Annotated in this window: 10 protein-coding genes; 2 read left to right on the top strand and 8 right to left on the bottom strand. The window is 40.1% G+C overall.

Annotation, left to right across the window (positions count from 1 at the left end; all coding sequences use genetic code 11):
* The 6 genes from U0M88_RS00865 to U0M88_RS00840 form a co-directional block, all read right to left on the bottom strand.
* Nucleotides 1-838, bottom strand: an 838-nt coding sequence (locus U0M88_RS00865) for an FAD-dependent oxidoreductase (RefSeq protein WP_331868613.1), incomplete at its 3' end; no start/stop codon positions are given.
* Nucleotide 839: 1 nt separating this feature from the next.
* Nucleotides 840-1682, bottom strand: coding sequence for a sulfide/dihydroorotate dehydrogenase-like FAD/NAD-binding protein (locus U0M88_RS00860; protein ID WP_117446269.1), 843 nt, complete (start codon nucleotides 1680-1682; stop codon nucleotides 840-842).
* Nucleotides 1683-1742: 60 nt separating this feature from the next.
* The gene (locus U0M88_RS00855) at nucleotides 1743-2720 is read right to left on the bottom strand and encodes a hypothetical protein (RefSeq protein ID WP_117446270.1); all 978 of its coding nucleotides are present in this window, start codon (nucleotides 2718-2720) and stop codon (nucleotides 1743-1745) included.
* The gene (locus U0M88_RS00850) at nucleotides 2713-4188 is read right to left on the bottom strand and encodes a DUF2779 domain-containing protein (protein ID WP_259295331.1); all 1476 of its coding nucleotides are present in this window, start codon (nucleotides 4186-4188) and stop codon (nucleotides 2713-2715) included. The genes U0M88_RS00855 and U0M88_RS00850 overlap by 8 nt, the downstream gene beginning before the upstream one ends.
* Entirely contained in the window at nucleotides 4169-5146 is a 978-nt protein-coding gene (locus tag U0M88_RS00845; RefSeq protein WP_320802480.1) for a helix-turn-helix transcriptional regulator, read from the bottom strand. The genes U0M88_RS00850 and U0M88_RS00845 overlap by 20 nt, the downstream gene beginning before the upstream one ends.
* Nucleotides 5147-5203: 57 nt before the next feature.
* Nucleotides 5204-6370: an AI-2E family transporter gene (locus U0M88_RS00840; protein WP_331868612.1), complete on the bottom strand. Its 1167-nt coding sequence runs from the start codon at nucleotides 6368-6370 to the stop codon at nucleotides 5204-5206.
* A 219-nt stretch (nucleotides 6371-6589) separates the two neighbouring features.
* Between U0M88_RS00840 and U0M88_RS00835 the strand changes: the two genes are divergently transcribed.
* Both U0M88_RS00835 and U0M88_RS00830 read left to right on the top strand, forming a co-directional pair.
* A complete protein-coding gene (locus U0M88_RS00835; protein WP_331868611.1) occupies nucleotides 6590-8221 on the top strand; it encodes a CTP synthase in 1632 nt (543 codons plus the stop codon).
* A 36-nt stretch (nucleotides 8222-8257) separates the two neighbouring features.
* A complete protein-coding gene (locus U0M88_RS00830) occupies nucleotides 8258-10345 on the top strand; it encodes a glutamine synthetase III family protein (RefSeq protein WP_331868610.1) in 2088 nt (695 codons plus the stop codon).
* 30 nt (nucleotides 10346-10375) lie between these two features.
* Here U0M88_RS00830 and U0M88_RS00825 read toward each other — a convergent pair whose 3' ends face one another.
* Together U0M88_RS00825 and U0M88_RS00820 are read right to left on the bottom strand one after the other, a co-directional pair.
* On the bottom strand, nucleotides 10376-11677 hold the full coding sequence (locus tag U0M88_RS00825) for an alpha-amylase family glycosyl hydrolase (RefSeq protein WP_272000714.1): 1302 nt from the start codon (nucleotides 11675-11677) through the stop codon (nucleotides 10376-10378).
* 10 nt (nucleotides 11678-11687) lie between these two features.
* Nucleotides 11688-12256, bottom strand: a 569-nt coding sequence (locus U0M88_RS00820) for a TetR/AcrR family transcriptional regulator (protein ID WP_331868609.1), incomplete at its 5' end; no start/stop codon positions are given.

Raw genomic sequence — 12256 nt, 5'->3', positions numbered from 1 at the left:
TAGGATGTTGTACCGGTGTATCGCTGTCTTCCTGATATGCTTTCATCAAATTGATACGTGTTAAAAATTCATTGGCCGAATAAACACCGATCAAGTTTTCTCCAGGTAATCCCATAAAGTTAGGAAGACCGGCACCTGAACCGATAAATACAGCTTCATAGCCTTCTTCCATAATAGAATCGATGGAATCAGAACGCCCCACAATAAAGTTTGTGATGATTTCTACACCTAATTCTTTTAAGTGGCTGATTTCTTTTTGCACGATTTCCTTTGGTAAACGAAACTCCGGAATACCGTACATCAATACACCTCCGGCAACATGAAGGGCTTCAAAGATCGTTACCTGATATCCCAGCTTGGCCAAATCTCCGGCACAGGTCAACCCGGCAGGTCCGGCACCTACGATGGCCACCTTATGACCATTTGACTGTGGTTTTTCAAAAGGTGTGTCGTTATGTTCTCTGTGATAATCGGCAACAAATCGTTCCAAACGACCGATCGCAACCGGCTCATTTTTAATACCGCGAACGCAGACTTTTTCACATTGATTTTCCTGTGGACAGACACGACCGCAAATAGCCGGTAATGTGCTGGTCAAAGAAATGATCTTATATGCTTCTTCAAACTCTCCCTGCGCTACTTTTTCAATAAAATCCGGAATATGGATATTCACAGGACAGCCGCTTACACAAGGCTGATGTTTACAATGCAGGCAGCGAGTTGCTTCTTCAACCGCCATTTCCGGCGTATATCCTAAAGCAACTTCATCAAAATTTGTGATACGAACAGCCGGATCCTGAACCGGCATCGCAACTTTATCCGGACGCATATTTGGCATATTATTCAACCTCCTTATTCAGAAGATGACAAGCTTCATCTCGCTTATGTGCTTCAAAGCTTTTATAAGCCGTATTTCGAGCCATAGCCTGATCAAAATCAACTAAATGGCCATCAAAATCTGGTCCATCTACACAGGCAAACTTGATTTCATCTCCAACCTTCAAACGACAACCACCGCACATTCCGGTACCATCGATCATCACAGGGTTCATTGATACCGTAGTTGGAATATTGTATTTCTTTGTTGTTAAAGAGACAAATTTCATCATGACGATCGGACCGATAGCCACAACTTCGTCAAATTTTTCACCGCCTGTGATCAAGTCTTCCAGCTTATTGGTAACTAAGCCTTTTTCTCCAACAGAACCATCATCACTCATTAGATAATAGGCATCACTGACTTTCTTAAATTCCTCTTCCAGGATTACAAGATCTTTGTTTCGAAAACCAACGATCGTTGTCACATCAGCACCCGCTTCATGAAAAGCCTTGGCAGTCGGATAAGCGATGGCACATCCAACACCACCACCGATGATACAAACCTTCTTATTTCCATCGATCACACTTGGTTTACCTAAAGGACCGGCGAAATCTTTTAAACAATCTCCTTCATTTAGTGCGTTTAAAAGCATGGTCGTTTCCCCAACAACCTGGAAAATGATCGTAACCGTACCTTTTTCTGGATTACTGTCGGCAATCGTCAAAGGAAGACGTTCTCCCCGCTTGTGAACACGTAAAATAATAAACTGGCCGGCTTTAGCTCGTTTGGCTACAAAAGGCGCTTCGATTACCATACGAGTTACAGTCGGATTTAAAGCTTCTTTTTTCAATATTTTATACATAACATTCCTCACCCGTTGAAAATTATATCATAAAACTTTGAAAATTTATTACATTTTTTATCATTTAGAATTATAGACCAAATCAAAATGAACCATTGGAAGCTTTTCTTCCAGTCCGGTATCGTAATCCTTCTGTCCGATAAAGCTTAAAAAATCTTCGTCTCTGGTCGAATCCTCCAGACACTCCAAAAGTAACGCATTCACCTTAAAGGCTTTATCCATCGCTCTATCATACAAATCAAAGAAGCTTTCTGTACTTTTGATCTCCTCATCGCAGGGATGTACCCATTCTTTATGTAACAGATTGATTGTATCAAATGGATCTTCCGGTTGATTGGGCACAAAGAAGCCCGAAACAGCGCTTTCTGTATTTGTCAGTTTTTCGATATTGTGAAAGAAATGAAATTTTTTACCCGAGGCATCGTAAAAGACCTTCTGCATAAAATTCCAGTCCTCTATGCTTTCTAAAATTTGATGCGGTTTGACATCCACACCATAGATTTGTCTTGCCACCGGCACATAAATACGTGCAATCGCCCGCACTTGTTCTAAAGAAGCATCTGTGATCATATAAGCCTTGAAATCCTGAATCGTCTGTTCTCTTTTGACCTTCAACATGATCGCATCGATCAAAGATTCAAAGCGATGATGCCACCAGCTGCTTTGTGCACTTTTACATCCTGTTCGATAATACACATATGGATGCGCCGTTGAATCCAGCGACCAATGCATCAAGTGTCCCATCAAATAGGCTGTCATATCTTTTTGGATCTCTTTGTCTTTTTCTTTACGAATACAGGCAAGCGCACATTGATAAAACTCACGTATATGTTGCGAATGCACTTTGCTTCCTAATTTTCTTAACGGTGTCTTTTGAAACGCTCTGGTTGGACTTAAACCATGAAAGAACAAAAAATCCGGACCGTTGGCACCAATTTCCACCAATTGTTTTCTAGGTAACAGCCATTCTTGTAAACTGGTACTGGCATCTTCTAAAAACTCATTGGCAAATAATGTATGAGTAATGATATTAGGCATTTTCTTCCTCCTTGATCTGATTTATCAATCCATGATACACCACATATTCCGCATAAGTATCCATTCGACAATAATTTCGAATATCCTCGCGAATCTTTTTTTGATCCGCCACACTGGCCTGTTCGATCGTACGATAGGCATGCACCGCATTTAAACCATCATGGATCGCCAGTTGTTTATAAGAAACTTCATCGGTAAAAACAGGCAATACATTTTTTAAAGAATAATGACCTCGCATACGATTGTCATAATAGATTCCGGTTTCAAATGGTTTAGATAGATCCATCATACGATCGCAAACTGCTTTTAGGCGATCGGCATATTCCGGAAACTGTTCAGCAAGCTGCATCAATCGTAATTTTTCAGCCCCCTCCATATTATAGACAAGGATCGAACCTTCGGATGGAAGATCGTTAAGTAACGATTCGATAAATGCTTTACGACAATCACTGGTGCCAAAGAAATCACGATGCTCCAATTCTTTTTGACGGGTTTCAATATGCAGGCTGTATTGAAAACATAGTACATCAAATGGTTTCATGTTCGGATAAGGTGGTATGCCAAAGGTATCCCACTCAAAATCTAAATAACTGATCGGATATTTTACCTTATCCAGCCATTGTGACAAGGCCAGTCGATCCATAAAAAAGCCATTGCGACTTGCCATGAACTGTGCATACTGTAAGCGATAGCCTTCCAGCTGATCGATATCCATTTGAGAAATGTGACGCAATCCCTGCCGATACGCTTCCAGTTTATTTTGTGAAGTCGTCAAAAACAAAACGGAATCATCCGGCAAAACCGAATCATCAAAACAGGAAGCATAATAACTGCACCGTCTTCCGGCCGTACAATTCTTATTTCGCTCCATGTTGATTTCGCTTTGAGCTACGATCTCTTTGGTCTTGGCAATGCAGGCGTCCAAATCGACATCAATAGCTTGCACACGCGAATCGATATTCTTTGATGGATTATTTCGACGGTTGAAGAAACAGTCCCCTTTTACCAACAAAGAATGAAGATCCAGGTCTTCCTTACGCACATAATCTTTCTGTATGTAGATAATTTCATGCGATACGATCGATATCCCGGCCTTTTGGGCAATCAGATCATTTAATTTCATGCGAAAGGCTTCACTTTCCCTGGGATAACAACTCAAATACGGATAGATCGCATGATATCCCTCTTCCCTTTTTATCAATACAGGAATCTGTGTTCGACATTCATCATAAGAGAAACGGGCAAAGAGAATCACGGATGTATCTTTCATTTTCGCCATAGTCATCTCATTGGTATCCCCAACTTGTCCACATACGGCATCCTCCAATCCTAAATATGCTTTCCACAAAGAGGAGAATGGTTCAATCATATGGAAATATTGTTTAGGAAGACTGATTTTATGATAAATGTTCCAGGCATACTTTTCACAGCAAAGCGCATGCAGGATATCAGTAACATGAATCATCATAAGGTTCACCTGTTTCTAAAAAAGCACGAATTTTTGATGTAAATTCTTCCCGATAGCTTTCGGGTTCTACAATCGTTACTTTGCCATCAAAAGAAAAAATCTGACGATAGAGCTCATAACGATCCGGACTCTTGAAGCTATAGAGAATACCACGAGGCGTTTCAGCTTCTTTTTTCAATTCAACGCCCCAGCCTTTATATTCTTCAAAACGATCGACTTGATCTTTTTGGACCAGCACTTTCACACGCTTAAAATCATTTTTGATGATCCCAAAACGACTGATGATAGACATCAGCTGATATTGCGAATCCCACAGAAATGTATCTTTGGTCTTTCTTAGCGATCGCATGCGCTTTTCACTGAAGCGATAGACACGATATTCCTTGCGCAAATGGGAAAAGCCAACCAGATAATACGTATTGCGATAATGGATCACATCATAGGGATCCAATTCAAAAGACAGGCAGGTCTCATTTTTAGTCCCCTGATATTCCAACAGTAAAATTCGATGTTGAAGAATCGCTTCCATCGCAAGATCCAACATTCTTTGTAGCTTTACAGATAGCTTTTCACCGGGACTTTCCAAATAGCGTATAGAAACCGGCACTTTTTGATGACTGACATCAAGCACCTTATCCATTGCACTGCGATAGGCCGGATAAAAAGAAACTTCCGGATGTCCTTTCATAAAAGAAATACCTTCTTCCAAGGCTGCCATTTCTTCTTCTGTCAAACGAGTGACCGGCATAAGCTGTTCTTCATCCAACATATAACCGCCATAAGGCCCTTTCTTTTCAATGATATTAAAACCGGCTGTCACCAGCTCTTTTTTAAATTCACGAATATTTCGAGGATTTGTTTCCAGCTCCTGTGCTAAAACACGGGTACTTACCGGGTATTTTGTTCCCCTTGCCCTTAATATCATCAACATGCGAATCGTCAATGCACATCGATTCATAATTCTCACTTCCAAACTGTCTCAATTGTACCATGCCCGCTGTATAAAAAAAAACTCCTAAGAGTTTTTAATTTGATCTTTGTATTTGATCCGCTTTCGAATATCTTCTCCCAACAGCTGATAGATACATGAGCAGATCGGAATAAAGATGATCATTCCCAGAATACCGGCAAGACTGCCGCCTACAGTTACCGCAACGATCACATACATCGGCGGAAGTCCTACACTTCTTCCTACAACATTTGGATAGATGAAATTGCCTTCGACTTGTTGAATACAAATAAACAAGATCAGAAAGTAAATGGCACTCATCGGGTTTTCAACCGCAATAAACAGGGATGCCAAAATAGCACTGACCAAAGCTCCAAACATAGGGACATAAGCACCGATCGCAACGATGATACCGGTAAGCAGTGCATAAGGAATCTGAAAGATCGTACAGCCGATAAAAACCAGTGTTCCCAGAATCAAGCATTCACAGCTGGTTCCGGCAATATAACTTGTAAATGTCTTTTTGACAATCGAGCATACGTGCATCGTCTTATCATAATAGGGATCGGGAATGTAAGCCTTTAATAAAGCTTTTAATTCACGAACAAACGTTTTCTTGTTGAATAATAAGATAAAAGAAAACATGATCGCGATACAGGTACTGGCCACAACGGAAAACGTAGTTGTCAATGCGGAGTAAATCGAATCAAAAATACCGTTGGCACCACCGGAAAAGACCCAACCAAACAATCCAGGCAACATATCCGCCAGCTTATCCATATCACTTAAAGAAGAACGCATATCCAGTAATGGTTCATGAATCGATTCAATTGGTTTTGTGACATCTAAAAGCCAGGCGTAAAAATGATTTAACGCATTTGGCATCTGTTCTACGATGCTTTGAATAGAATCTAACAACTGCGGACTCAATAAAAACACAAAGCCTAATATAATCGAAAAGACAAAAATAATGGCAAGGATATTGGCAATGGCCCTAGGTCCTGTCGTATCTTTGACATGGAACCATAAACCAGCATATTTCATCAATCCATTCGAGACAATATTAAAGATAAAAGCGAGACCTGCCCCAAAAATAAAAGGATAACAGATCGCAATCAGGCGCATCAAAAAATCATAAATCAGACTGGCATTGAATATCAGTAAGATCAAAACAGCTGTAAACAAAATCAGTCGCTTGATCATAGATTCTAAGGTTCTTCCATTTTGTTTCATTCGGTTCACCACCTATGCAGTATTGTACTTCAAAATCTAACGCAACTCAAGAAATCAAGGAATTTCTACTATTTATATGTGCATTGCCTTCAAATGAATGATTTTGATTTGTAATCTTTTACATATCCTTGAAAATCAACTTTATTTTTTTACATTTTCTCTTTACATTAAGCATCCTCTCTACTAGAATAGTTCCATTAGAAATTGAGGTGATCGACCATGGATACAAAGTATATTTTTGTGACCGGCGGTGTTGTTTCCGGATTGGGAAAAGGAATCAGTGCTGCCAGCTTAGGACGACTTTTAAAAGCGCGCGGCTATAAAGTAACAAGCCAGAAGCTGGATCCTTATATCAATGTGGATCCCGGCACGATGTCGCCTTTTCAGCACGGTGAAGTTTTTGTGACCGATGATGGCCTGGAAGCCGATTTGGACTTAGGCCACTATGAACGTTTTATTGATGAAAACCTGCACTCTTATTCCAATCTAACAACCGGAAAAGTTTATTGGAATGTATTAAATAAGGAACGTGACGGAAAATATTTAGGACAGACTGTACAAGTAATTCCGCATATTACCGATGAGATCAAGAATTTTATCATTCAGGCCGGACGACATGCACAAGCGGATTTTGTGATCACAGAGATCGGCGGAACGACCGGTGATATCGAAAGCCAGCCTTTTTTAGAGTCCATTCGACAGGTGGCTTTAGATGTCGGAAGACAAAACTGCATCTTCATTCACGTAACATATATTCCCTATATTTCCGGAAGCAAGGAATATAAATCCAAACCGACACAACATTCTGTGAAGGAACTTCGTTCCTATGGAATTACGCCGGATATCATCATTGCTCGTTGTGATGAAAAGATTCCGCAAAGCGTAACGGATAAAATCTCTTTATTCTGTAATGTGCCTAAAGAATGTGTCATTGAAAATACAACATTAGATTCTTTATATGAAGTTCCGTTAATGTTGGAAGAACAAAATTTAGCCGATATCATCTGTCAAAAGGTCGGTTTAGAAGTTCGTCAACCCGATTTGGAAGACTGGAGAGCCATGGTACAAACCATTAAAGAAGCCAAAGAACCGGTTCGTATTGCCCTAGTCGGAAAATATGTTGCGTTGCACGATGCTTATTTAAGCGTCAGCGAAGCTTTATATCATGCCGGCTTTAAATGTGGTGCCGATGTAAAGATCAAATGGATCGATTCTGAAAAGATTGAAGACCAAAATCTCGATGAAGTCTTTAAAGATATCGATGGTATTATCTTACCTGGTGGTTTTGGGGATCGCGGCATAGAAGGAATGATCGATGTAGCGTGGTATGCCTATCAAAACAACATTCCATATTTAGGTATTTGTCTGGGTATGCAGATCATGGCCATCGCCTTTGCCCGTCATGTTTTAGGTTTGAGCGATGCCAATTCTTACGAGTTTGATCCTCTAAGCAAAAATACGATCATTGATTTTATGGAAGATCAGAACAGTGAGATGCGAAAAGGAGGTACGATGCGCTTAGGAAGCTATCCTTGTGCCGTTCGTTCGGACAGTCTGTTAAACCGCTTGTACAAACAGGAAATGATCGACGAAAGACATCGTCATCGTTTCGAATTCAATAACTATTATCGCAGTGACTTTGAACAAAACGGAATGTTGATTTCCGGTACCAGTCCGGATAAGCAGCTCGTGGAAGCAATTGAATCTATTAAGCATCCGTTTTATATCGGTGTACAATTCCATCCGGAATTTAAATCCCGCCCAAACCGGGCCCATCCGCTCTTTGTAGGCTTGATCGAAGCCAGTCTGAAAAACCGAAATGATGAAAAGAGTTTTATTCATTGTGAATAATTGGTAAAATAACAGTAACGTAATGGAGGAATTTGTATGAAGATTGTTGACGAATTTTTTGGATGTGATGTATTCGGGCCTGCTGCGATGCAACGCTATTTACCACATGCGATCTATAAACAGATGATCGATGTCATGGAGCATGGAAAAGAGCTCCCTAAAGAAATTGCCGATACCGTTGCCAATGCCATGAAAGACTGGGCCATGGACAAGGGCGCAACGCACTATACACACTGGTTTCAACCAATGACCGGCATCACGGCCGAAAAACACGATGCCTTTATCAATCCGACCGGTCCTAATTCTGTAATCAGCGATTTTCGCGGAAAAGAATTAATCAAAGGAGAGCCGGATGCCTCCAGTTTTCCCAGCGGTGGATTACGCGCCACATTTGAAGCACGTGGCTATACCGCATGGGATCCGACAAGCTTTGCCTTTGTCAAAGAAAAGACCTTATATATACCAACTTTGTTTTGCAGCTATGATGGCTCTTCGCTGGATAAGAAGACTCCGCTTTTACGAAGCATTGATGCCTTAGATAAAGCAGCGGTTCGCCTTTTAAATCTGATGGGCTATCATACCAAAAAGATCACGATCACCGTTGGGCCGGAACAAGAATATTTTCTGATCGATGAAAATCTCTTTAAACAACGCCTGGATTTGATGGTTACCGGACGTACTTTATTTGGTGCACCACCGGTCAAGGGACAAGAACTAGACGATCACTACTTCGGTAATATTGACGAAAGAGTCAAAGCGTATATGGAAGAAGTTGATCAGGAGCTTTGGAAGCTGGGTGTCTTTGCGAAGACTGAACATAAAGAGGTGGCTCCCTGCCAGTTTGAGTTAGCACCGGTTTTCAGCTCCGTAAACAGCGCCAACGATCAAAACCAGATCACAATGGATGTTTTAAAGCGGGTAGCTCGCCATCATGGATTCGTCTGTCTGCTTCATGAAAAACCATTTGAAGGTGTCAACGGTTCCGGTAAACACAATAACTGGTCCTTTAGTACCGACAGCCATGAAAATCTTTTAGAACCCGGTGATGATCCAAAAGACAACATTCGTTTCTTGACGATTCTTGCGGCTATCATCAAAGGAGTTGACGAATACCAGGATTTGCTTAGACTTTCCGTTGCCAGTGCCGGAAACGATCATCGACTGGGAGCCAATGAGGCACCACCGGCCATCATCTCCATTTATCTGGGCGATGAATTGACCGCTATCCTGGAAGCAATTGAACAAGGAAAAGAATATGTGGAGAACACCAATCGTAAATTGGAGTTAGGTGTTAGTGCCTTACCGCCGATTTCCAAGGATTCCACCGACCGCAACCGTACTTCTCCGTTTGCGTTTACCGGAACCAAATTTGAGTTCCGTATGTTGGGATCAGCCTTGAACATCTCCTGTCCCAATACGATTTTAAATACGATCGTAGCCGAAGAATTAACACAGTTTGCCGATGAACTGGAAAACTATGCACCGGAACAAAGAACCGAGCATGTGATTTCCATGATTCAAAAAACGCTCAAAGAACATAAACGAATTCTTTTCTCCGGAAATGGATATAGCGAAGAATGGCGTCAGGAAGCCAAAAAACGAGGCTTGCAGGAATTAAAGACAACGGCAGATGCTCTGCCGCATTATACGGCTCCTAAAAATCTGGCGATGTTTGAAAAACATAAAGTATATTCAGCCAATGAACTCCATGCCCGCGAAAACATTCTTCTGGAAAATTACTATCAAGTCGTTTTGATTGAGGCAAGAACGATGGCTTATATGTTGCGAAAACTAATCTTACCGGCTGTATTTGAATACGAAGCAAAGCTGGCAACGATCATACAAACAAAAAAAGCCAGTGGTATCAATTCTCCACTGGAAGAAAAGATTCTTTTCAACATCAATGAACCATTGGAATTTGTATCCAATCATCTGGAAACTTTAGAAAACTTGATTGAAAAAGTGCCGGCCAGTGAAAAAGAAAAAGCACAATATGCAGCGGATGAATTGTTGCCACTTATGGAAGCCATACGAACACTGACGGATTCCATCGAACAAAACATTCCTAAAGATTTCTGGCCATTACCAGATTACAACGATCTTCTTTTCAAATCTGTACAGTAAAGGGTTGCCACAACGGCAACCCTCTTTTTTTTAAATTTGTAAGATCATCGATGAATTAGGTTCTAAGTAAAGTACCCCATTTATATCCACCTGACTTTGGGTAAGCAAATTATTCGCCTGCCCCCGATAATCAATTGGTACTTCTACATTGTCCGGATTCATATTGATGCAAATCCAAAGTGTTTCTTTTTCACTTTTCATTTGATAAATACAGGCTGTATTCGTCAGATAAATCTGTTGATAATCGCATTGATGAAGTGCATCGTGTTCATGCTTGATCGAAATCAGCTTCTGTATATGATCCGTTAATGCATTCCATTCTAAATGCGAAATCTCCGGTCTTAATTCGGTATCGTTCCAATTTTTCTTTCCTTCGATACCCCATTCACTTCCATAATATAAACACGGTATGCCCGGCATCGTAAACAACATCGTATAGATCAATGACAGATGTTCTTTATGAACAAGCTGAGATGCGATGCGCTCTACATCATGATTATCCACAAAGCTCAATAAGTGCTTACCTCGATACAAGCACCAGTTATCTTTACCAAATTGACGATGAAGTGAATGAAGGATCTCAAATAAGTTGGCACTGTTAAAGCTGGAGTATAATCCTTTATAACATTCATAGTTAGTGCAACTATCCAACATTTCCGCATTGACCCATTGATTGTAATCACCATGTAAGGTTTCTCCCAGCAGGAAAAAGGAAGGATCTATTTCCTTACAAGTCCTGTGCAGTGTTTTTAAGAATTCTCGATCCAGACAATAAGCTACATCTAAGCGTAAGCCATCAATTTGAAACTCGTTTCTCCAAAAGGAAATCACATCCAGCAGATATTGTACAACTTCATAATTTTGAAGATTCAATTTCACCAGGTTATTATTCCCTTCCCAATTTTGATAGTTTAAATGATCATCGTAATTATTATTCTCCCAGAAATTAATATAAAACCAATCTTTATAGGAAGAGTTTTCACGATTCATCAAAACATCCTGAAACGCAAAAAAGCCTCTGCCTACATGATTAAATACACCATCCAGAACAACACGAATCCCATTTTCATGTAATAGCCTGCATATAGATGTGAAATCTTCATTCGTTCCCAATCGACTATCCAATTTTTTATAATCGATCGTATCATAACCGTGTGTATGACTTTCAAACACAGGATTAAACAAGATACAATCTACACCCAGCTTCTTTAAATGCGGTATCCAGTCTTTCATACGTAAAATTCGGCTTTCCGATTGAAAGTCATTTTCAAAAGGACAGCCAAAAGCTCCTAACGGATAGATTTGATAAAATACACTTCTATCGCTCCACATATTCTCTCTCCTATTTCTGCAGCAGTATTCTTAAATACGAAACAGCCGTCTCCTTATCAATTCTTTGTTCCTTTAAAAAACTATGCTCTAACACCAAAAGAATCGTGTTGCAATAATGCTCTGCCCATAATCGATTGGGCAGCCCATTATGACCTGAAAAATCAATCGTATCCATAATTTCCAAAATCTGTACTTTCACATACTGTTTAAAGCTTGTATAAAGTTCTCCTTCCAGAGAATTATGTACCAGTATGCGAAACAGTCGTTCCTGCCGCTGTTCAAAAAAATCATAAATACGACCAAATACTTCATATATTCGATGATCCGTTTCCAAATCTTTAAAATCATACAAGCGAACCTTTGATTTTAAAATATCCCAACAATACTCCAAGAGATCGTATTTATCTTCAAAATAATTATAAAAGGTAGCTCTGGGATAATTGCTTAAAGAACAAAGCTCAGAAACCATAATCGTTTCAAAGCTTTTTGTTTCCAATAGATCAAACATCGTACTTGAAAAAGCATCCAATGTACGCATTGTGAATCGATTTCTTTTTTCTAAATTGTAGCGCATAATAT

Origin of the sequence: Faecalicoccus sp. (assembly GCF_036552745.1) — a bacterium.
Classification (GTDB): domain Bacteria; phylum Bacillota_I; class Bacilli_A; order Erysipelotrichales; family Erysipelotrichaceae; genus Faecalicoccus.
The sequence above is the reverse complement of the archived record's forward strand: the minus strand, read 5'-3'. Positions and strand labels throughout refer to the sequence as shown.

Excerpts from the sequence above, each read along its gene's own strand:
- U0M88_RS00830 (WP_331868610.1), top strand. The coding sequence starts at position 8,258 with ATGAAGATTGTTGACGAATTTTTTGGATGTGATGTATTCGGGCCTGCT.
- U0M88_RS00860 (WP_117446269.1), bottom strand. The coding sequence starts at position 1,682 with ATGTATAAAATATTGAAAAAAGAAGCTTTAAATCCGACTGTAACTCGT.
- U0M88_RS00855 (WP_117446270.1), bottom strand. The coding sequence starts at position 2,720 with ATGCCTAATATCATTACTCATACATTATTTGCCAATGAGTTTTTAGAA.
- U0M88_RS00840 (WP_331868612.1), bottom strand. The coding sequence starts at position 6,370 with ATGAAACAAAATGGAAGAACCTTAGAATCTATGATCAAGCGACTGATT.
- U0M88_RS00835 (WP_331868611.1), top strand. The coding sequence starts at position 6,590 with ATGGATACAAAGTATATTTTTGTGACCGGCGGTGTTGTTTCCGGATTG.
- U0M88_RS00845 (WP_320802480.1), bottom strand. The coding sequence starts at position 5,146 with ATGAATCGATGTGCATTGACGATTCGCATGTTGATGATATTAAGGGCA.
- U0M88_RS00850 (WP_259295331.1), bottom strand. The coding sequence starts at position 4,188 with ATGATGATTCATGTTACTGATATCCTGCATGCGCTTTGCTGTGAAAAG.
- U0M88_RS00825 (WP_272000714.1), bottom strand. The coding sequence starts at position 11,677 with ATGTGGAGCGATAGAAGTGTATTTTATCAAATCTATCCGTTAGGAGCT.